Annotated in this window: 25 protein-coding genes and 1 riboswitch; of the genes, 6 read left to right on the plus strand and 19 right to left on the minus strand. The window is 35.9% G+C overall.

The annotated features are described in order from the left end of the window. Position 1: 1 nt before the first annotated feature. The 10 genes from MKY08_RS12370 to MKY08_RS12415 form a co-directional block, all read right to left on the minus strand. Positions 2–841 (minus strand): ATP-binding cassette domain-containing protein, encoded by an 840-nt coding sequence (locus MKY08_RS12370; RefSeq protein WP_069513248.1) that lies wholly within the window; start codon positions 839–841, stop codon positions 2–4. Further along, positions 838–1,683, minus strand: a complete 846-nt coding sequence (locus tag MKY08_RS12375; protein ID WP_069513247.1) for an alpha-D-ribose 1-methylphosphonate 5-phosphate C-P-lyase PhnJ — start codon at positions 1,681–1,683, stop codon at positions 838–840. Before MKY08_RS12375 ends, MKY08_RS12370 begins: the two co-directional genes overlap by 4 nt. Continuing rightward, entirely contained in the window at positions 1,680–2,768 is a 1,089-nt protein-coding gene (locus MKY08_RS12380) for a carbon-phosphorus lyase complex subunit PhnI (protein ID WP_069513246.1), read from the minus strand. Before MKY08_RS12380 ends, MKY08_RS12375 begins: the two co-directional genes overlap by 4 nt. Continuing rightward, on the minus strand, positions 2,768–3,340 hold the full coding sequence (gene phnH, locus MKY08_RS12385) for a phosphonate C-P lyase system protein PhnH (RefSeq protein WP_069513245.1): 573 nt from the start codon (positions 3,338–3,340) through the stop codon (positions 2,768–2,770). The genes MKY08_RS12380 and phnH overlap by 1 nt, the downstream gene beginning before the upstream one ends. Positions 3,341–3,353: 13 nt before the next feature. Then, complete coding sequence (gene phnG / locus MKY08_RS12390; protein WP_069513244.1) at positions 3,354–3,776, minus strand: phosphonate C-P lyase system protein PhnG; 423 nt, start codon at positions 3,774–3,776, stop codon at positions 3,354–3,356. A 200-nt stretch (positions 3,777–3,976) separates the two neighbouring features. Then, positions 3,977–4,678, minus strand: a complete 702-nt coding sequence (locus MKY08_RS12395; RefSeq protein WP_069513243.1) for a GntR family transcriptional regulator — start codon at positions 4,676–4,678, stop codon at positions 3,977–3,979. An 83-nt stretch (positions 4,679–4,761) separates the two neighbouring features. Then, on the minus strand, positions 4,762–6,897 hold the full coding sequence (gene topB / locus MKY08_RS12400) for a type IA DNA topoisomerase (RefSeq protein WP_069513242.1): 2,136 nt from the start codon (positions 6,895–6,897) through the stop codon (positions 4,762–4,764). Positions 6,898–7,594: 697 nt separating this feature from the next. Next, positions 7,595–8,392 (minus strand): hypothetical protein, encoded by a 798-nt coding sequence (locus tag MKY08_RS12405; protein WP_069513241.1) that lies wholly within the window; start codon positions 8,390–8,392, stop codon positions 7,595–7,597. Between the two features lie 118 nt (positions 8,393–8,510). After that, positions 8,511–8,651, minus strand: a complete 141-nt coding sequence (locus MKY08_RS12410) for a hypothetical protein (RefSeq protein WP_176723231.1) — start codon at positions 8,649–8,651, stop codon at positions 8,511–8,513. A 350-nt stretch (positions 8,652–9,001) separates the two neighbouring features. Next, on the minus strand, positions 9,002–9,769 hold the full coding sequence (locus MKY08_RS12415; protein WP_069513240.1) for a DUF2935 domain-containing protein: 768 nt from the start codon (positions 9,767–9,769) through the stop codon (positions 9,002–9,004). A gap of 232 nt (positions 9,770–10,001) precedes the next feature. Between MKY08_RS12415 and MKY08_RS12420 the strand changes: the two genes are divergently transcribed. Next, positions 10,002–10,400 carry a glucosamine 6-phosphate synthetase gene (locus MKY08_RS12420; protein ID WP_069513239.1) on the plus strand — a complete coding sequence of 133 codons (399 nt, stop codon included), beginning with the start codon at positions 10,002–10,004 and terminating at the stop codon, positions 10,398–10,400. Between the two features lie 56 nt (positions 10,401–10,456). Here MKY08_RS12420 and MKY08_RS12425 read toward each other — a convergent pair whose 3' ends face one another. Next, positions 10,457–10,990 carry a GNAT family protein gene (locus MKY08_RS12425; RefSeq protein ID WP_069513238.1) on the minus strand — a complete coding sequence of 178 codons (534 nt, stop codon included), beginning with the start codon at positions 10,988–10,990 and terminating at the stop codon, positions 10,457–10,459. Between the two features lie 124 nt (positions 10,991–11,114). On the opposite strand from MKY08_RS12425, the gene MKY08_RS12430 reads away from it, so the two are divergent. Continuing rightward, entirely contained in the window at positions 11,115–11,552 is a 438-nt protein-coding gene (locus MKY08_RS12430) for a DUF5412 family protein (RefSeq protein ID WP_069513237.1), read from the plus strand. A 163-nt stretch (positions 11,553–11,715) separates the two neighbouring features. Here the strand turns inward: MKY08_RS12430 and MKY08_RS12435 are convergent, their stop codons facing one another. The 6 genes from MKY08_RS12435 to MKY08_RS12460 form a co-directional block, all read right to left on the minus strand. Beyond that, positions 11,716–12,225, minus strand: a complete 510-nt coding sequence (locus MKY08_RS12435) for a hypothetical protein (RefSeq protein ID WP_069513236.1) — start codon at positions 12,223–12,225, stop codon at positions 11,716–11,718. 113 nt (positions 12,226–12,338) lie between these two features. After that, the gene (locus MKY08_RS12440; RefSeq protein ID WP_081328032.1) at positions 12,339–13,316 is read right to left on the minus strand and encodes a WYL domain-containing protein; all 978 of its coding nucleotides are present in this window, start codon (positions 13,314–13,316) and stop codon (positions 12,339–12,341) included. A gap of 228 nt (positions 13,317–13,544) precedes the next feature. Further along, a complete protein-coding gene (locus MKY08_RS12445) occupies positions 13,545–13,862 on the minus strand; it encodes a YbjQ family protein (protein WP_069513235.1) in 318 nt (105 codons plus the stop codon). Positions 13,863–13,874: 12 nt separating this feature from the next. Next, the gene (locus MKY08_RS12450; RefSeq protein WP_342533515.1) at positions 13,875–14,357 is read right to left on the minus strand and encodes a nucleoside 2-deoxyribosyltransferase; all 483 of its coding nucleotides are present in this window, start codon (positions 14,355–14,357) and stop codon (positions 13,875–13,877) included. 7 nt (positions 14,358–14,364) lie between these two features. Beyond that, on the minus strand, positions 14,365–14,799 hold the full coding sequence (locus MKY08_RS12455) for a GNAT family N-acetyltransferase (protein ID WP_069513233.1): 435 nt from the start codon (positions 14,797–14,799) through the stop codon (positions 14,365–14,367). A gap of 96 nt (positions 14,800–14,895) precedes the next feature. Beyond that, positions 14,896–15,444 (minus strand): hypothetical protein, encoded by a 549-nt coding sequence (locus MKY08_RS12460; protein WP_069513232.1) that lies wholly within the window; start codon positions 15,442–15,444, stop codon positions 14,896–14,898. Positions 15,445–16,161: 717 nt separating this feature from the next. Here MKY08_RS12460 and MKY08_RS12465 point away from each other — a divergent pair. The 3 genes from MKY08_RS12465 to MKY08_RS12475 all read left to right on the plus strand — a co-directional run bounded on the left by MKY08_RS12465 (position 16,162) and on the right by MKY08_RS12475 (position 17,906). Then, positions 16,162–16,803 carry a cupin domain-containing protein gene (locus MKY08_RS12465; protein ID WP_069513286.1) on the plus strand — a complete coding sequence of 214 codons (642 nt, stop codon included), beginning with the start codon at positions 16,162–16,164 and terminating at the stop codon, positions 16,801–16,803. A 100-nt stretch (positions 16,804–16,903) separates the two neighbouring features. Beyond that, on the plus strand, positions 16,904–17,188 hold the full coding sequence (locus tag MKY08_RS12470; RefSeq protein WP_069513231.1) for a hypothetical protein: 285 nt from the start codon (positions 16,904–16,906) through the stop codon (positions 17,186–17,188). A 232-nt stretch (positions 17,189–17,420) separates the two neighbouring features. After that, a complete protein-coding gene (locus MKY08_RS12475; RefSeq protein ID WP_069513230.1) occupies positions 17,421–17,906 on the plus strand; it encodes a DUF3231 family protein in 486 nt (161 codons plus the stop codon). 58 nt (positions 17,907–17,964) lie between these two features. On the opposite strand, the gene MKY08_RS12480 is transcribed toward MKY08_RS12475, so the two are convergent. Next, positions 17,965–18,258, minus strand: coding sequence for a hypothetical protein (locus tag MKY08_RS12480; protein WP_024360992.1), 294 nt, complete (start codon positions 18,256–18,258; stop codon positions 17,965–17,967). 95 nt (positions 18,259–18,353) lie between these two features. Continuing rightward, positions 18,354–19,514, minus strand: coding sequence for an MFS transporter (locus tag MKY08_RS12485; protein ID WP_069513229.1), 1,161 nt, complete (start codon positions 19,512–19,514; stop codon positions 18,354–18,356). 57 nt (positions 19,515–19,571) lie between these two features. Continuing rightward, positions 19,572–19,672, minus strand: a riboswitch (purine riboswitch). Between the two features lie 177 nt (positions 19,673–19,849). Here MKY08_RS12485 and MKY08_RS12490 point away from each other — a divergent pair. Further along, positions 19,850–20,047 (plus strand): hypothetical protein, encoded by a 198-nt coding sequence (locus tag MKY08_RS12490; protein WP_069513228.1) that lies wholly within the window; start codon positions 19,850–19,852, stop codon positions 20,045–20,047. The last annotated feature ends 61 nt before the right edge of the window (positions 20,048–20,108 follow it).

Here is a 20,108-nt window from a genome sequence, read left to right on the forward strand (position 1 = left end):
CTTACAGTAATGAGTAAACTAATTGTTGTGTATATTCGTGCTGTGGATCCTCCAACACTTGATCTGTTAACCCATGTTCAATAATTTCCCCATTTAGCATGACAATTGTACGGTCAGCAAGCATACGAATAACGGCCAAATCATGTGATACAACAATCATTGAAATATTTAACTCCCGTTGTATCGATTTAATTAAATCTAAAACATCTGCTTGTACAGACAAGTCTAATCCTGTCGTTACTTCATCTAGTAATAGAATAGGCGGGTTATTGGACATGGCCTTAGCAATTTGAACCCGTTGCTGCATGCCACCTGAAAAATTTTTCGGAGCTTCTTTACTTCGATGGACAGGAATTTTAACATGTTGTAGAAGTGATAGGCTTCGCTCTTCCATCTGACGAACATGACGATTACCTGCTGCAATTTGCTTTTCTGCAATATTACTCATGGATGAAAAATCCATTTTCAGTCCAAGCATCGGATTTTGGTAAACCATCCCTAAAATCGTATTTCGTATATGACGCTTCATTTGGCTCGATTCAGTAAAAATATTGTTCTGTCCATTTTCATAATCTACTAAATAGCCTTCTCCTGACGTCACCGTCTCATCAAAGTAAAGACTTTTCATCAATGTCGATTTACCACTGCCACTCTCTCCGACAATTCCTAATATTTCTCCTCGATATAAATCTAAAGATACTTGTCGACATGCATAAACAGTTTTACAAACAGGGCAAAAATTTTTTTCTAGTTTCATGTCTTCGTGCTGACAATGCGTACAACCATCACCGTACTGTTTGGATAACTGTCGAATCGATAATACCGGTTGTTCTTGCATCATTTTGCTGCCACCTTTTGTTGTAATATTTCTTGCAGATAACTTGTATCATTACAAACATAGTAAGTTTCACCCGTAACTTCATCCGTCAGCTCATCGAGAAAAACATCTGACAGACCTGTTTCCCGGCACATCTTTCCTTCAAATTGCTCGACAACAAACGGATAGTCTTCAAATGCCAGCGACTCCACATTTGTATAAGGTGGGACTGCGTAAATTTTTTTCTCACGGCCCGCACCAAAAAGTATAAGCGCATCACTTTGATGTATTTTTGGATTATCAAATCGCGGAATCGGACTAGGATTCATAACGTAGCGCCCATTGACTAACACTGGATAATCCGCCCCTTGAGAAGTCTGGTTATAGCGCATAATTTGTTCAAACAACATTAAATAAGCACCGCTATATTCTTTTTCTGCATGATAACGTTTTGTTTTAAATTCACTCCGTTCAATGTCCCGCAGCGGCTCTGGCTCTGGTACTTGTAGCACTAACACTTGATCTGCACGCAATGGCACTTCAGGAATACGATGGCGTGATTGTACAAGCGTGGCATCTTGCGTACGAGTCGTTGTTTGAACACCCGTTGTTTTGGTCACAAGCTTTTTTATATTAACCGCATTAACGGAATCATCCGAACCTTGGTCAATAACTTTCAGTACATCGTTTTCACCAATTAATGCCAGTGTTACTTGCAAGCCCCCCGTTCCCCAACCGCGGGCTATTGGCAACTCACGCGAGGCAAATGGCACTTGATAGCCAGGAATAGCTATACCTTTCAAAATTGCTCGTCGGATTTCACGCTTTGACTGTTCGTCTAACAAAGCAAATGGTACTGCGCTCATCGGTGCCCCTCCTTTTTTATACTGCGCATTTGTTCTAACTTCGCTTGGAATGTGACATAATGCGGCATTTTCAAGTGTGAGATAAATCCTGTAGATTCAATCATATCCACGTGAAGTAATACAAATTCTTCATCATGAATAGGAGAATCGCCTCCAACTTCTAGTGCATGATCTACGATAGACATCGCAATGGCTTTTGTTTCGTTTTGTCCAAAACATGCACCATAGCCAACATCGAATTCCAACACTTGTTGTCCCTCTTCAGCTACATCGACAGGAATAAACGACTCTACTTCCGTTAGTTTAATGGCGCCAATATAGTAAGGGTCTATATCGTCGTCATCTAATGCAACATAGATTGGTTGCCAACCTACCCGTACCTCCCCAACATTTGGATGGGATGCACCGTATCCGCGAAGACCTGCATAACCAAGAGATGTAATCGTCCCTGTTTGTCCCCTTGTTAATGTTTGCAAACGTTGAGAACGATTTGTTGGAAACGTTATGGCTTGCTTCGTCACATCTTTAGGTTCTTGATTATTTAAAGCGAACTTTCTTAATAGACCTTCATCGCGTAAATAATCCATTACTTTTGGAAGCTGCTCTAATGCCAAATTACTTTCTTCAGGTTTATCTATTTGTTCAAATGTCGCCTTCTTTAACTCGACATCTGCTACGGTTTCCTCAAGCAAATCAAAGTCCAATAAGCGATGTAAATAATCGTGTGAAGCCCCTAAAATTTGCCCTCCCGGAATATCTTTGAAACTAGCCGATATACGACGTAGGACAAACATGTCTCTCGCATTCGTTACAGTTGAATAATACAAGCGTGGTAATGTGGAGCGGTGAGCACGTAATAAAAATACAGCCTCCTCTGCATTGCCCTCGCTTTGTTTCATCGCTAAAGAGGCTAAACGTTCACTATATAAACTACTTTCCGACATGACTTGATCTAAAAAGCCTCGCATTGTGGACTGTAATGTCTGCACTGAAATATGGGCGCCTCGCTTCACGCGCTCATACTGCAAATGCTCTAAAGATGCTTCAATTGCCTCGGCGCCACCACGAACTGCTACATAAGCCATTAGCTTTTCACCTCTTCCAACTTCGTTGTGCGTGGTAAAGCGAGCACTTCACCATTTTCATCTATTAAAATCACATCGACTCCTAGTGGAAACTCTCGATTTCGCATTGCACGCAACACCAAAATATCAGGGGATAATCCCAGTTCCACTAGTTCTTTATGCAAAATACCAGGCCCTGTTAATTGATAAACAACCTCTTTTGACTGCTGTGGCAATTCCATGACGATTGTAGCGGATTGCTGTGGATCAATTAAATTTCCTATTTTCACTACTTCTAACACTTTTAATAATTGTTCTTTGTTGGCATTTGCAGGCACAACGATAAAATCCGCTTCATGGAAATCTTCCACTTTTGCCCCTGTCCATTGACGTAGCTCTTGGTGAAGTCGTTTCGAATCATCCACTGCTTGAAAGCTGATTTCTCCATCAAACAATGTCATTAAAACAGATAATGTTTCAGAATATAGCCCTTCAATGGAATGCAAAGTTTGTAACGTCCCTTTACTGCCTGGTCGAGCAAAACAATCCATTAATGTACGAAATGTTCGTTGCGTAAAGTGTACCGTTTCCATTTTTTCTACCTCCTTAAATTGACATCGTGTCGAACTGAACTTTTGTCCGTTCTATTGATCGTTTTACTTCTTGTTGCTTTGTATCAAGACGTTGTGACAGTGTCATTAACACGCTCTGCCACGTTGCCACTACAGGTAGTTGCCCATTATAAGCTGCATCTATAATGGCCAGTGCCTTGGAAAGCTCTGGCTCATATTCGCGAACTAAGCCAAGACCAAATGCTTCTCCAATTTTGACCTTCGTTTCTGTTACTAACGTCTCGCCTATATAAAAAAGTGATTGCTGTGCAGATTCTCGCATTTTAATCATGACAAGCCCCTCTCTCGGTGCTTGGATTTCAATTACCTCATAGTGGTGACAAACTTCATTTGCCATCTGTAATGCTTCTTCACGTCCAACCTCAATTAATAATTTAGTCCGTTCAGCTCGTTTCACTTGACCAACTCCCTTCACCAATACCTTAACTTGGCGCCATGTTCAGTAGTGAAAAGGTTTCGTGAAGTTCATGTAAATTAAGTTTACAAAAATTAACGTCATTTGATTAACATGGCGGGGTCACGTAGCAATTCATCTTCTGGTTGTTTTACAGCATAAAAAAAAGACTTCAAACACGAATGGTTTGAAGTCAATCTAATCTATATTTGAAAAAAGAAGCGATCCGTTCGATATAAAATTTCTGTGTATTCTAGTAAAACATTACGCTCGTCATCCCAACTATCTGATTCCACCTTGACGAGAGGCACCAGTATTTCACACGCGAGCAATGTCCGATCCAGTTCATTTGGAAATTTGACAGCTAAATGTGAGAAGGAGCTACGAAATTGTTTCACCCCATGCTGTTGATAAAATGTATAGATAGAGGATAACTCATTATTCACCTGCTTAATGGCAGGCATATTTTCAACGACAACATATGAGCGATGGATTGCAGCTGGTTCCTCATCAATAAAGCGCAATCTTTCGATTAGATAAAGGTCGCTATGTTGAACATACGGCTTGCTAAAAATTAGATGTTCTTTAGGTACCTGTTCCATTTTCGTCACAACTGATTGATAGTTTGATGTGAATTTGAGCATTTTTTCACTAAAACTTATATCGCCAGACATTACAACCTCAAGTGGTTTTTGTTTTTCCCGCAAAAAGCGTCCAATCCCTTTCTGCGAATAAATTAAACCCATTTTCTCTAGTAAATCATAGGCATTTCGTACTTTGATACGTGGTACACCAAACATTTCGATTAGGGTATGTTCACTTGGCATTTTCCCATCTTGCGAGTAATTCCCTGCCTCGATTTCCTGTAATAAGTATTCCTTCACTACTAGCTCCTGCTCATCCACATACTTCACCCCTTCTATAAAGATGGCACCATTTCACTCCATTGGTACCTTAAGCAGCACATTCCAAATAAACTTTATGAACGTTATTTTTTTGTATTAAATGCAAATTCAATTTTCCCTTCCACAAATTGCAGGGCGGCGCTGAATTGCTTGCCACTTTTTGCTTTGAAACCTTTCATTTCGGCTGTTTTCCCGCTCGTACATAAATCTCTAATATTCTTCTCCGTGAGCTTTCTCCCTAATAATCTTTCTGGAAATGTTTGTTTACAGCCATTTTTATATTCCGAGCAACCATAAAATTTCTTGCGCAAGCTGATTTTGCCTACTTTGCATGTTGGGCATGTCACAATATCTTTTGCTTTAGTATTTGTAGCCAATTGCTCCGCATCAATTGTGATTGTGTTAATTTTGTTTGGTACTTCTGCAATTAACTGATGAATGAATTTGCCAATATTGTCGATAAAATGTTTGGCAGACCCTTCGCCCCGTCCTATTTTTTTTAAATAAATTTCCCATTTCGCTGTCATCGAAGGACTGGAAAGCAAGGTGCCTTCAATTGCTCTACATAACAGTTCCCCTTTAGGTGTGATACTGACAATATTTTTCTTCACCTCAATAAACCCATGCTTTTTAATCGTTTCAATAATGCCACTACGTGTTGCCTCTGTGCCAATACCTTCTACAGAATTTAAAACTTCGATTTCAGTCTCATCTTCAACCGATTTACCACATGTTTTCATCATTGTAATAAGTTGCCCTTCTGTATAAGGCTTTGGTGGCGTTGTAGTCCCTTCCATAATAGCGACCTTACTTTGGACGATTTCCCCTTTGGATACGACAGGTAGAACTTCCTCACGATGTGGAGGCTCTTTATCGCTAGCGAAAAGCTCCCTCCAGCCTTTTACAAGCTCTGTTTTCCCGACGGATTTAAATTCTACATTTTTCACATTCGTTAAAATCGTTTTTTCATCATACTCATAATCAGCATGAAACATCGCAAGCGTTGTATGTAATATTTCAAAATAAATATTTCGTTCATCCGCAGTCATGGATTGTAACGCTTTTTCGGTTGGTACCTTTTTCGTCGGAATAATGGCATAGTGCTCGCCTACATTAGAACTGTCAACATAACGCTTATGTTGACCTCTTACAACAGGCGTAAAAGACTGACCAATGAGTTGTTGATATTTTTGCAACGCATCATGTAAATAATTGTATTCGTTTGGCGTTATCAGCTGTGAATCGGTACGTGGGTAAGATACTAGCTTTTTTTCGTACAACGACTGTGTCAACTTTAACACATGAGCCGGACTATATTTCCAGCGTCTATTTGCTGTTGCCTGCAAAGTTGATAATGCATGCAATTTAGGTGGTTGGATACGCTTTGTCTTATTTGTTACACTCGTAATTTGACCCGTATCCAGTGGCTGAATAGCGTGTTGCCTCAATAATTGCTCTACTTCTTCTCTAACATTAGATTTGATTTTCGCCTTACCTTTATACAGACCATTTTGGGCTTTAAATAACCCTTCAATTTCATAAAACTTTTCAGGCTTAAAATTCTCGATTTCTTGTTGTCTTTTATAAATCAAATACACGGTTGGTGATTGCACACGCCCAATAGAAATACTGCCCTTAAAGCCCTTCTGTTGAAGCAGTAATGTATATAAACGACTACAGTTCATGCCCACTAGCCAGTCGCTAATTTGGCGTGTTTTTGCTTCTTGATACATGAGCAGATCACGCTCGTTACTGTGCATATTTTGAAAACCTTTCCGAATTTCATCCACCTCTAAAGAGTTAATCCATAAACGTTTTACAGGCTTTTTTACTTTTGTCATTTTTAAAAGAGAGTAGAATATATTTGAACCTTCACGTTCACTATCGCAGCAGTTATAAATTATTGTTACTTGCGGATCACTAAAGATTTTTTTGACTGCATTAAACTGCGTATACATTTTACTTACTACTTTGTCTTCATATTTATCTAAGATAATTGGCAGCGATTCTAGGGACCATTTTTCCCATTCCTTTTTATATTCTTTAGGTTCCTTCAATTCTACAAGATGGCCTACAGCCCAAGTAATAATTGCTCCCTCAGGAAATGTTGAACAGGGCTCTAATTCAATAAACGTTTTCTCTTTTTGTTTAATTTTAAATGCGTCTGCATAAGCTCTTGCTTGAGATGGTTTCTCTGCCAAAATAGCGATTTTTCCCATTAATCATCACATCTTCTTTAAATATTTTAGTAGCTTTTATATAAAAACATAAAACTCAACTAATCAAATTAGTTGAGTTTATTGTGAAATACCTTACTACTATTTTACTTGAAACAATTTAAAATATCACTTACTAAAATCTTTGTACCAGGAGCACCCTTTAAATATTTCAAATCTCCAATCGCAAGCCAATCGATTTCGTCAGCATCATTAAAATTTGTGCATTTTTGACTGAATCAGGCGGCTTTGATTCTACTAAGTAATTATCATTTATCACTATATTACCGACTATCGCTATGCATTTAAACGTAATATGTGTCATTCGAAAAAGCTTATTATCATCCCATTCATCAGGGAACAATTCTTTGATTGTATTGCAATAAAATAAACATAAATTAAGCTTTTTCTCTTTCGGAAGTTTTTCAAGTAAAGATTATTTTGTCAAAAGCTTAATCATATTATATATATTGTAAGGTAATTTTCTTCTCTTTATTACGTTTACATATACGCGTTCTCTTGTTAAAAAATGTACCTTCAAGTTTCAAGATTAGGTTTGTTGCTACCCAGTTATATCATCCTTTCCGTGATTCAAATTACAACCAATGACGTACCTATTCCTTTTCTTTTGTATTAATGGCATCAAATAACTTAATGCGCTCAATATGGGAAAATCACTTTCTTGTTTTGATGGAAATTTCTAACTTAAGAAACGTGGCCAGTTTTTTGTTAATGACTTTCCCATTTTGCTGTTTGGTGTATTACCAAAGCCAACACTTGAATCTAAGGGACTTTTCTTGTAATATTTTGGTACGTCGTTATGAATAAAAAAGTTATTAAGCATTTTCAACATAGATTGGAATACGACATAAGAATTTTCTCCTGTACCAGCATCCTCATAGGTTCCTATTTGTCTTCTCTTTTCGGTGGCTAATACATAAATAACTTTTTTTATGCTTGTACCGTACTCTTCCGATAGTTGCTTCACTGATTTCCAAGCTTCGGACTCTTTCAATAACCATTCTTGCCTATCTGGATTTAACATTTTATCTTCAGAGTGAATATATTGACCATAAGAAAGACACAGTTCAAATGAGCTGTTTCGAAGGAAATCCACAACATCACCAACAGGGAAATTATATTTATTTGCAAATTCTTTTGGTGATATATACATTTTAAACTCATTCTCTAATAAATATTTACTTATTCCTGGGCCGATATGATAAGGACCTATAAACCTATTGTAGCCATTCTGGATCACACTAATTTGCTCAAAAAAATTCAGACCACGTACTTTTATAAATTTCACAATTACACGTTCGACCTCATATTCAGGATAACCGTACTCTAAAGCAAAGCTGCGTGTTGTGTGGAAAACTCTTTGCAGTTCATTTTTATCGTTTTTACTTATTAGTTCTTTTTTTAAAATCTCATCTTGTTCTAACAGTGCACCGAAGATTAAGTTAGCTAACTCCTCTTTAGTTAAAGTCAAAATCAAATGGCACGCCTCCTTTAATATGGGAAAATCAAGGAACTTATTTCAAATCATAAAAATAAAGAATGTACTTAACTACAAAGCCAATACACTCTTTATTTTATCAAATATTCAATAATTGCTAATCCATTAACCATTTGAGTTGAAATGTTGAACAGGGTGCTAACTCTATAAACGTTTTCTCTTTGTGTTTAATTTTAAATGCTTCTGCATAAGCTCGTGCCTGCGATGGTTTTTCAGCTAAAATAGCGATTTCCCCCATGAAATGATCACATCTTCTTTTAAATATTTTAGTAGTTTGTTAGCTAAAAACGGAAAACTCAACTAATGGATTAGTTGAGTTAATTGTGAAATACATACTACTATTTTACTGTAAACGATGTAAAATAGCACTTCCTAATGTCTTTATACTAAAACGACATCGTATTTCGAATGAATGTAATTTGGATGACAAGTAAAAAAGAGAAGTTGCCCATTCTCAACACTTTTTTATAGTTAAGTTATACGATTTTTTATAGAAATAGAAAAACAATAATTGTAGTTTGTTGGTTTCAAGATTGGGGAAATTGTTCATCATTATTTAATGAATGTTAGCTCTTATCATCTTTTAATTTATCCTTCTCCTATAGATTGCGCTAGTTTAGCTAAATAATACTGTTCCTCTCTCCACATATGGTCCGCCATAAGTGCTGTAAATGTCCCTAGTACTTCAGCGCTTAGCTCCATTTCCTCTAACTCCCGTAAAAATGTCTTAAACAATTTCATTTCGATTTCTACATCTTTATTAAAGCGTGTTAAAGCAGGAAATGTGCTTACATTAGAACGCAAATATCCCGTTAACTCGACTGCCTTTAAATAAAATTGTTCAAAATGCTGGGTAAAAGTTTCGCTCTTTTGTTTCAACCTTTTTTCTACTCCATCTAATTCATCATTGATTGTCCCAGCATGTCCTGATGCATCTAAAAGCCAAAGTAAATGATGATGTAGTTCATGAAAAATTGGAGGGATTTCACCTTTTTGTAAATAGCCGAGGACATGTTGATACTCCTCTAATTCATTGACCATATGATTAATAAATGTAGGCGCTAAATGAATACCAATCTTGCCTACCAACTGTCGTCGAAGAATGTGAAATTTAAACTGTTTGAATTGTTCAACTACCTCAGCAACACTAAGTGAAAACGATACTGCTACTTCTGCAGCTTTCATGGATTTGGCAAAGGCGAGTAACTGAGAAAATTGTTGCATAAATGAATGCGCTTTTTGGATATCCTCTGTTTCTGAAGGATACAATGAATCATGAATAAAATTACTGTGATCTTTCAAGATTTCTAGCCAAAAACTATGTTCAAACACGGCATGTTGTACATAATTTGACAAGCATTTTCATCCCCTTTCTGTTTTGGGTTCTTCCATTCTATTCTCCCTTATTATCTATTATTAATTTTCTATACAAACTAACGGCTTAGAAGAGAAAATAGAATCATTATTCTTTTAGTCACTACCCGCTTTAATAAGTAACAAGAAAAAAGTTTAAGCTAGAAAATATTATATTGAGCTAGCAAATAATAGGGTCAGGGTGATAAAATATGGTTATAAAGGGGGATGGGAAATGGGGAAATTAAGTAAGCGTAATATTTTATGGATTATACCAATCGGCATAATAGGCGTGTTTTGGTATTTTTATGGTCCGCAAGAAGACATCACGGATAATGAATATATTACATATGTCAAAAACTATTCAATCGAAAATAGTAACCAATCACTCGAAACAGCTTTTGCTTCAGCTTGTGAAAATCCATATTGGGTTTATTTTGAGACACAAAAGGGACAAGATGTAGTGGAATTTAAAGGTGATTGTCCTATCAACAACAAAAAGGCTAAAGTCAATGTACAATTTTTAGTCGATGCCAACATGACAACTGTGAAGTATGGCGCCATGTTAGTCGATAGTAAAATGCAAGAAGAAACAGATCGAGACAGCTTTCTACTGGCGTTAACAAAAGATTAAATCATATTCATCCAGCGAGCCCAAACGCACTGAAAGGTGAATTTGGGCTCATGGCTTTATAGCTTATCATTAAAAATAGCATATACATTTGTATCATGTGCTTTTCCTTGTTGATACATATATTCTTTTAAAACGCCTTCTTTGTGAAAACCTAAATGAGCTAGTAACTGATTGGATGCTACATTTTCAATAAAGACAATTGCCCCAATCCGGTTTAGTTCCATCTTTTCAAACCCAAAGGACACAATTTCAGCTACCGCCTCTTTTGTATAGCCCTTTCGCCAGAAGTCGGGATGCAACTCATAGCCAATTTCAGCCCGTTTATGTTTAGGTGACCATGCGTTAAAGCCGATGGTTCCGATAATGCCTTTTGCTTCTTTCCGCTCTATCCCCCATCGAATACCTCTTTTTTCCTTATAATTTTTAGAAAAAGTTTCGATTAGTTTTTCTGCTTGTTCGATTGATGCAAAGGGTTCTAGTCCATAATACTGGGTAACAAGGTGATTGGAAAAACAGCGAAAAAGGTCTGTTGCATCTTCATCCATTATTTCTCTTAATATTAATCGATTAGTCTCTACAATAGGAAACATCTTATTCCTCCCTTATTATATTTACAATTCTCCAAAATTGGCAAAAACCCTTTTAAAAGAGAACTACCTTTCTAGGAACTTTCACTGAAAAGTTTCGTAGTATTTACAGGAGGTATGGAAGAATATGAAAAAAATTAGTTTATATTTGTTGATGCCACTATTACTATTTTGCCTTTATGTTGTTTATCACCATTTTACTTATACTTTTTTCTATACAGGCGATACAAAAGATGGTCGCCCTATTCTTTCACCAAATGGTGACTATTCAGCACAAGTTTATTATGACAATTATGGCGGCGCTATAGGAGGAGTCAAGATGATTGTAAATATTATACATCATCAAAAACATGATGAAGAACAAACAATTTATTTTAGTGATGCCAAAGGCAGTGTAAATGTAAACTGGACTGCAGATGATGTACTATCGATTACAAACTATAACGAATACGCTAATCGCAATACTGAATTAGTCGTAGGTAAAGAAATTTACGATGAGCAAGGAACTGCTTGTAGTGCCTATCACATAAAAAAAGCTTTTAATTGTAAGGATAAAGACTCCTAATGTCGTAGAAAAAACAAAAAAATAGCATACTAGATGCACTCCTAGTATGCTCAACTTGTCGATAAAAGACATCCAACAATGCCATTTATCATGCTTATAATACTTCTTTACCAACGAATAGTTGGGACAAAGCATGCCCCGAGTAAGGAGGATGCCTTGTGTTTTACTTAAAATAATAGTTTACTGCTTCATCAGCGGAATGAAAAATATCATTTTGATTGTTTTTATAAATAAGCTTTGCGGCTTTACAAGCATCTTGAAAATTTTTTGCTTGATTTAGTTTTTCGTTTACTTGCTCTATAACCGTTGAAAAACCATCTAGGTTATATGTAATGATTTGTTCGAACTGTTGATATTCAATATCTAACATAATAGATAACTGATCTTCCACATAATTATTTAAATTAATAAAAATACATTCCTCAATATCTTTTGAATGCTTATCGATATTAATAAATGCCTCTTTATACTCTGCAATTAATTTTGACGATGACAAGGTCACCTTAAAACCTTGCTGTTCTAAATGCGTTTTACAACATGTATAAAATCGATCTACTTCTTCGGAAATTTTAGGTGTAACCGTTGTTTTTTTTAATTCATCGCATTGTTGATAAATTGCATCAATTTCCTTCTGTTTTTCAACCAATAATTTAAAATTTGAAAGTGAGTACATTTTAAATCCCCCCTCCACTTTATAGTCGGCAAGAGGGAGGGAATTTAGTCATCTTTTCATGCGTTCTTATTACTTTTTTTAATGTGGCTAAAAATGAAGTATACTTTCCTCGTCTACATATAAAGATAATTTTGTTGCATGGATTGAATTGTTTCAATCATTTCTTCTCTCAGCTCTAATGGCTCTAGCACCTCAATATTCGCCCCTTGACTAAGTAGCCACATTTTAATACCACGACCAAAAACTTCTGCTTCAAACATGCATTGTCCATCTTTATTGGACAAAATTTTAGCTGTCGGTAAACGATCTAAGACCGCCTGTGGCGAACGCCCCTTAAATAGAAATTTAATATGCATCAGCTCACCTGCATCCATAAACTGAATGCGTTTACGAAATTCACCTTCTTGAAAACGTTCGGAGTAGGGGATTTGAAATTTCTTATCTAACTCTAGAAAATGCTGGATACGATCAATACGATAGACAATCGGTAGGTCCTTCTCTTGCTTACTATCATAAGCTATTAAATAGAAATAGTATTCGGAGAAAATAACACCAAGAGGTTTTAATATCTTTTGTGAAGGAATTGTCTCACTCTCTCGTAAATAATCAATTTTAATTATTTTTTTCTTTTGAATCGCCTCTGAAATTACCCATATTAAATGTAAAAGAGATTTTTTATGATTTAAGTCAACGTATAAATGCTTCTCATTTAAAATGATATTATGAATAAACTCTTGTTTATCTGCTGCAACGATTGAAATAAGTTTATCGATAATGTCGCTCATTTCTGATTTTAAAAGCGCTCTTGATTCAATGAGTATTTTAACAATCGCTAGCACTTGTTCTTTTGATAAAACGTTTTTTCCAGTATTCGTTAGCTTATACACTTTTTCTGTTCGCACATACTCTAAATGACAGTCTAATTTAGCTTTTTCAATATACGCTCGAATTTGATCTAAATCTCGTTGTATGGTTTTTTCACCAACTTGATGTGTAAATGCTTCTTGCTTTTTGCTAATTCCTTGACCATCCATCAATCTGTCGAACATTGAAATGACACGATAGCCTTTATTTTGTTGTGAATCCACCATATATCCCACTCTTTCTACATAGTTACCCTCTTATTATACAAAACGAGATGGACATCATTAGTCCTTATAACTACGAATTTTCTATATAATTGGGATAATTAGTGCAATACTAATTATATTAGATTCCATTCTTCACAGACGTACATACCGCTTTTTTGTAAGTATTATCAAGTAATTTTGCATTTTAAAGGACTTCAATCCGAGTAGGTTGAAGTCCTCTTATAGTAGTTAACTTTTTAATTTTACAGCTGTACCATAAACTAAAACCTCTGACGTTCCGTCCATAACAGATGATGTGGAAAATCGAACGGCTACAATCGCATCAGCTCCTAAAAGCTGCGCTTCTTCTTCCATACCTCGTGTAGCAATTTCTCTGGAACGCACGAGCATTTCTGCATATTCTTTCATTTCACCGCCGACAATATTGCGAAGCCCCGCCATCATATCGCGGCCAATATTTCTCGATTGGACCGAATTGCCTTTAACTAAACCTAATGTTTCTTCAATCTCTTTTCCTGCAACAACATCCGTTGTTGTTAAAAGCATTGCCATTCCTCCTTATTGTTGAAGTTCCTGAACCGCTAATACAGCATCGTCAATAGAAGTCGTAATGACACCGTTGCGCTTGATTAAACCGATAACAAATAAATTACGGTAAACAAATTGATTTTCAATGCCATCACGTATAAGCGCTTCTATTTTCATCATATTTTCTCGCCCTTGTTGACGGACGTCTGTAAATACCCCAACGATTGGGCGGTTCAACATTGAAAATGCACCAATTTCAGCCGCTACGCCAGAATCAATTTCTACACCATCTAACACAGCTACTAATACATCACTCATTTGTAGCATTGCTAAATCCGCTTCTGCAATGGCTAAACTATCCGCATAGGATGACTTATCATTAATCGCATCGTTCTCCTGTGGCACATATAATTCAATATCTGGTATCGCTTGTCGAATTGCCTTTGCTAATCTTTCATTTACTAAGCGATCTCCTAAAGAAAATAACCCATTCGCTAAATATGCTTTCATCATACATTCCTCAATTCAATAATTTTTCAAATACTATTTTATGTCGACCTTTATCATCAATAAAAGTCGATACAATATCAAAACCATGGTGAATATTCGTGATAAGCATAGTTTTGCGCTTATTTCTACCGTATGTACGAACTTTACTAAAGCCAAGTTCTAGCACCTTCTCATGTTGCTGTCGCATCAATTGACTCGCAATGCCTTGACCTCGCATCTTTTCGTGAACACCGCCCAACCAACTATAAAAAACGCCATCAGAATGTGGATAACCTAATTTAAAACCTACTATCTCCTCTTTCTCCACGGCAAATAAACAAAGCAGGTCTTTTTTACTTTCAAGTTTTTCTAGGGTAAGTTGTGCACCTTCAAATACATGTGCATGAATTTCTTGTAACTGTTTTACCCAATGATAAGGTACACCTTCAACTACAATGATTTGCACCTTTATCACCCGCCCTCTTTTTACTCAATCATTATATCAAAAAAATGTATTGCATGTATTCAATAGGGGCATACAACGTAATTAAATAAAGTGATTTTAACCATACAGCATTGCAGGTTGTCGTACATCTTGTAAATAATCTGCTAGTTTACCAGCAAAAACCTCTTCTAAATAAGGTAACTGTGCAATACAGTCGGGGGTCATTAACGCTGGATTTTGATAAATCTTCAGACCACCGATTTTTAAAAGGGTTGCCACAAACTGCGAACAAAAATAAGCGCGTTCTCTGCGTACTTCCTTTTGCATCATCACACCAAAAAGCCCAATAAAATTATATTTGTAGCGATCTCGATTGCAATACATATAGTGTACAATTTTTTCCATCTCTAGATACTGATAATACGAAACACGACAACGGTAAATCACACAATCCGCACATTCAAAAAGACCCGCTTCAGCATTTTCCCTTAAAAAACCGCCACTTAGAGGATTATTGAGCTGTCTTCTTCCAAAGCTGTACATATCAAAAAGTTCCTGGTCAAAGGCGATGGAAGCATGGTTCATCTCTTTTCCCGTATACATCCCTATTGCTTTCGATAATAAGGTCCCTGTTTTTGTCAATACTATGTAAATGGTATATACCATTTCGTCACCTACTTCAATATTGTTCTATTAATACCAATACGTTTTAATTCTTCAAATGGTTTCGTAATTTCCTTATTTTTATAGTATAGAAAATAAATCTTAATTTTTACTTAAGCTGAAACTTAAGATTTCCTTAATTTTTAATAAGATGTAGTTGAATTGTGAAAATACTAGATTGGATTCTATTAATGGTTAAACACTAGTATTTTTTCGCTACCTTTATTTATATGTTTATACTTGTATTGTTATGTAGAAGACAAATGCGTATTCATAAATTTTTACTTGGACACTGACTGAAAAATAGGAATTGTAAAAACTGTATTTTAATGTAATCGTTTAAAGTAGCTTATTTCTTCATTAATTATCAGAAATATATTATAATTTTTTTATAGACTAGTATAAATCCAAGCCCAAAAAATAAAAAAGGAAGTGAGGTACATATGAATTGGGTAAAAGTAGCAGTCGCAATTATAGTCATCATAATAATCGTAAATGTATTAAACTTATTTATCTGGTTTAATCTAAAATCTCAAGTAAATTCTGAAAAGGAGGTTATAATTGAAATACAAAATAATCATTGATTACTGTATAAAAATTTAAAACCCTTAATTTTATTTTGATACTTAGCTCTTTCATAGGCGTTTTGCTTAAAGCACCAACATCTATAGTCATAATCTGTGATATTGACGATCATGTACTTACATGAAGGAAGGATGTATTGTTTTGCCCATCGACTACACATCTCCATCCACGCAGTTTACGTTTGATGTAAATACAAGCCCCCTATTTAAAAAGGATAATCAAAACTACATCAACATTCTTGGTACTGCCCAATTAAATACATTAGAAAATGTGTCATTGCTTGATATATTTCTAAGTACCAATAATGTTGTAGAACCGCATTATCATCAAAATGCAGGAGAGCTTGTTTATTGTATTTCAGGTGCTGCTACCGTTTCTCTTTTAAATCCTTTTACAAAACAAATTCAAAATTACCCAATAAAATCTGGACAGGTAGCAAATATTCCACAGGGGTGGTGGCATTATATTGTCGCGAATGCAGACAACACGCATATACTCGCTATTTTTGATGCCCCTACACCAGAAGTTATTTTAGGTTCTGATATTTTGAAATTTACACCAACAGCAATTATGGCGCATACGTATTGCTTAGATGAAAATGTATGGAAACAAACGATTGCGCCTGTTGTTCCTACGACTTATATCGGTCCTTCAAAAGAATGCAACCAATCCATTCCAACTCCCTCTAGCTCACCAAATTTTATGCAACTGTATCCGCCTTACAACCTAAATCTTTACCATTATCCCTACATGCATCAAAATGGTTACTCGTATTAATGCCATGAAGTCTATTAGTTTTCGTTGCAAAAATGCATAAAACATTTCAGAATGGAAAGTCTAACTATTATTCATCATGCATGAAAGAGGTGTATATAAAATGGGCTTTCCTATTATCCATACAAATTTTTGGGATGCTGTGATTGCCGTACCGGTTGTCATGATCCTGACACAAGCAATTAAAGTTTTTTTCCCTATTCAACCTAAATATGTCCCAGCAATCGCTCTGGCGCTAGGGTTAATGATTTCTATTTTTATTAGCCATAAACATAATTTTTTAGCTGGAGTATTTATGGGCTTTTTTTATGGATACGCAGCCATTGGTAACTATGCGTCCTTAAAGACCACGATTAGGAGCTTTAAAAATAAAACAACAAAAAAATGAGGATAGATAAAGAATGCTTCGTGACAAGACTTCAGTTGAAGAGCAAAATAGTGGAAATGCAGAAGTAAAGTGGCGAAGCCTTCAAAACAAATAATTGTACATATGTTTTGCTAGATGACACACATAATATTTTTGATAATGACTATTTTTCCTATAAATGTATAAAAAATAACGAATACTCCCATCCTAATCTCACATTCAACAACTATAAAATGAGTTAGGACGTGCCATAATGAAAATGTCAAAGCGAAATATAGACGCTCTACGTTTTAAGGAAGTGTTTGTAATTTGGAAACAACTTGGGGTCAATAATGGCTATATAGCAACCAATCATCTCTTTTTCAAACATGCAGTGAATCGAGAGTTAAAAGTCATTATTTTGGAGTTTATACAATTTTTAAAAGAGGAAAATAAACAATTAGAGAAGCTATTAAAAGAAAATGGCGTTCTTGCCCCACCACTATCAATTGACCAAGGAAATTTACAAATTGCTAAGATTCGAGGCAAGACAGCCGTAAATGATTGCGAAATTAGCGCCATCCTATCAATGAATATTGCTTCGTCGTTAATTTCAGTCAGTCAAGCGATGGACATGTCTATCGAGCATACGCTCTCTACAAAATATCAAGTCTTTCATATGAAGTATGCCAATCTCGGCGCAAAGTTAATTGCACTTAGTCACAAAAAACGTTGGTTACTTGCTCCTTCTACAATGTAAAACGAGGACTAAAGCAATTGTTTAGGTCGTCCCGTACATGACAAGACGACCTAAACGGCTATTCACTTAACTGTTTTTCTCTGTTTGTCACTAACAAATAATCCAGCGCACTCATTCTAGTTAACTTATGTGTAAATTTAATAGCATCAGCTTGTGAATCAAATATAAAATTTTCGAGTTCGTCTGTTGGTATATATTGATCAGCGATTTTTCGTTTCAGTTTTCGTACAGATAAAATGTGTGAATCTTCTTCATATAAAATAATGGCACCAACGTTCCGATAAAGCGTGTGATCAATCGTTGCGACAACTTTCACATTCAATCCTTCAAACTCCGTTAAATCTACCTGCATTTATTTACCAGCCTCCCTCTCTTCTCTTACATTCGATTTTCAATAATCATAGTCCTGCTTTATTTCATAATTTACGTTTATCATGCATGGATATTTTATAAGTTGCCATTTGCAAGCGGTGCTCTCTTTAAAGAAAAAATGGCACACCCTAACGCAGCTAACACTAAAATAGCACCGAAGCTTGCTAAATGCATGACCGAGCCTGTAACCGTAAACATAGCCCCACCAACTGCTGAGCCTATTGAAATCCCTATTTGTAGGGCGGCAGTATTTAAGCTTTGTTGAATATCCGATGTTTTCGGATCTGTTTGAATCAAATAATTTTGTAACGGTGGTGTAAGTGCCCAACTAAGCGCTCCCCACAACACTGTCACGACTAAAAATAACGGAAAAGCGACAATCGTATACGGAATACTGAACAGCACGATGGCAAATGTTGCAATAATTATAACGATTGATTTGCCCGTACCAATTTGGTCACTTAACCAACCACCAATTGCATTTCCGCTTACTGAAGCAAGACCGAATACTAAATAACAAATACTGATCCAAGAAGAGCTTAAATTAAAAGCTTCAACTAAAAATGGCGTAAAGTAGGCATAAAGCATATAATGCCCCGCCAACATAAACAGTGTTGTTAAATGCGCACTCGCTATTTTCCAATTAGCTAATGACTTGATTTGAGCTTTTAATGGCACCACTTCAACAACTGGCATTTTTTCTAAAATCATAAATATTAGAATCATGGATACAGATGACAGCATTGCAATCCCTAAAAAAACAGCACGCCAACCGAATGCTTCGGTAATAAAAATGCCCATCGGTACACCGATGACTAATGCCGAACTGACGCCGACAAAAATAAGCCCTAACGCTTTGGCACGATGTCTTGGCTCTACTATTTTTGTTGTAATTGTTAAAGACAACACAATAACCAATGCTGTACTCATTGCTGTGATGATTCTTGCCATCATCACAATGGCAAAGGTCGGGCTAAAATAGGTCATGACATTCCCCAATGTGAATAAAAACAATGAAATAAGATAAAGCTGCTTCCTTTCCACTTTCGCAGTTAACGATAAAAGGACAGGCGCTGAAATAGCATATACTAGTGCAAAAATGGTAATTAATTGTCCTGATGTTGCAACTGAAACGTTCAAATCATCTGCGATATATGGCAAAATACCGCCTACAATTAGCTCTACCAATCCAACTGCAAAAGTAGTAGCAGCCAATATAAATACTCTCCAATTCATGGAATCACCTTTCTGTTACACTCCCATTTTGTAGCAGCATAAAAAAATCCTGACTACAAAATGCAAGCAAATTTTTGTAGTCAGGATTTTTATGGTTCCTGGTAGAGACCCTCAATCCATATTATTGAGGTTATACAGATCATTATTTTACTTTAGCTATATTAGCATATGGATTTTTGCGTTACAACATTTTTCTATCACTCTATTTGCTAACACCCGCAGTACTTTACATAAGCTCAATTTATTTTTATATATTTTTTTAGCTTTTTGCTAATATTTTTTATCATTCGACCATACATAGTAATAGACATGAAATATAGCAATGGGGTGATTGTTTGCGGATATTTGGATTAGTATGCTATTTTTTAATGCTATTTTATGGCGCGGAATTAGTAGTAGAAGAGCTCTCAATCGATCAACCAACATCTAGCTTAGAAAAGAGTCAACATCCACTAAAAGAAACTGTTGAAGATTCAACAGTTTGCGTTTACTACCCTTCTTATAAAGTGTGTAAAGCATTATCAGCAAAATAAAGAAAATAAGGAGGCATGCCCATTTCCAATGAGCTGCCCCCTTTTGAATTTTTATCGTTGG

Source organism: Lysinibacillus sp. FSL M8-0337 (assembly GCF_038593855.1).
Classification (GTDB): domain Bacteria; phylum Bacillota; class Bacilli; order Bacillales_A; family Planococcaceae; genus Lysinibacillus; species Lysinibacillus sphaericus_D.

What these genes read in the sequence shown, in the direction of transcription:
- MKY08_RS12435 (WP_069513236.1), bottom strand. Translation starts at nt 12,225, where the DNA reads ATGTACTCACTTTCAAATTTTAAATTATTGGTTGAAAAACAGAAGGAA.
- MKY08_RS12460 (WP_069513232.1), bottom strand. Translation starts at nt 15,444, where the DNA reads ATGGTATATACCATTTACATAGTATTGACAAAAACAGGGACCTTATTA.
- MKY08_RS12380 (WP_069513246.1), bottom strand. Translation starts at nt 2,768, where the DNA reads ATGGCTTATGTAGCAGTTCGTGGTGGCGCCGAGGCAATTGAAGCATCT.
- MKY08_RS12450 (WP_342533515.1), bottom strand. Translation starts at nt 14,357, where the DNA reads ATGATGAAAGCATATTTAGCGAATGGGTTATTTTCTTTAGGAGATCGC.
- MKY08_RS12420 (WP_069513239.1), top strand. Translation starts at nt 10,002, where the DNA reads ATGGGGAAATTAAGTAAGCGTAATATTTTATGGATTATACCAATCGGC.
- MKY08_RS12445 (WP_069513235.1), bottom strand. Translation starts at nt 13,862, where the DNA reads ATGCTTTTAACAACAACGGATGTTGTTGCAGGAAAAGAGATTGAAGAA.
- MKY08_RS12375 (WP_069513247.1), bottom strand. Translation starts at nt 1,683, where the DNA reads ATGAGCGCAGTACCATTTGCTTTGTTAGACGAACAGTCAAAGCGTGAA.
- topB (WP_069513242.1), bottom strand. Translation starts at nt 6,897, where the DNA reads ATGGGAAAAATCGCTATTTTGGCAGAGAAACCATCTCAAGCAAGAGCT.
- MKY08_RS12425 (WP_069513238.1), bottom strand. Translation starts at nt 10,990, where the DNA reads ATGTTTCCTATTGTAGAGACTAATCGATTAATATTAAGAGAAATAATG.
- MKY08_RS12370 (WP_069513248.1), bottom strand. Translation starts at nt 841, where the DNA reads ATGATGCAAGAACAACCGGTATTATCGATTCGACAGTTATCCAAACAG.
- MKY08_RS12440 (WP_081328032.1), bottom strand. Translation starts at nt 13,316, where the DNA reads ATGGTGGATTCACAACAAAATAAAGGCTATCGTGTCATTTCAATGTTC.
- MKY08_RS12485 (WP_069513229.1), bottom strand. Translation starts at nt 19,514, where the DNA reads ATGAATTGGAGAGTATTTATATTGGCTGCTACTACTTTTGCAGTTGGA.
- phnH (WP_069513245.1), bottom strand. Translation starts at nt 3,340, where the DNA reads ATGGAAACGGTACACTTTACGCAACGAACATTTCGTACATTAATGGAT.
- MKY08_RS12475 (WP_069513230.1), top strand. Translation starts at nt 17,421, where the DNA reads ATGAAAATGTCAAAGCGAAATATAGACGCTCTACGTTTTAAGGAAGTG.
- MKY08_RS12410 (WP_176723231.1), bottom strand. Translation starts at nt 8,651, where the DNA reads ATGGGGGAAATCGCTATTTTAGCTGAAAAACCATCGCAGGCACGAGCT.
- MKY08_RS12430 (WP_069513237.1), top strand. Translation starts at nt 11,115, where the DNA reads ATGAAAAAAATTAGTTTATATTTGTTGATGCCACTATTACTATTTTGC.
- MKY08_RS12480 (WP_024360992.1), bottom strand. Translation starts at nt 18,258, where the DNA reads ATGCAGGTAGATTTAACGGAGTTTGAAGGATTGAATGTGAAAGTTGTC.
- MKY08_RS12470 (WP_069513231.1), top strand. Translation starts at nt 16,904, where the DNA reads ATGGGCTTTCCTATTATCCATACAAATTTTTGGGATGCTGTGATTGCC.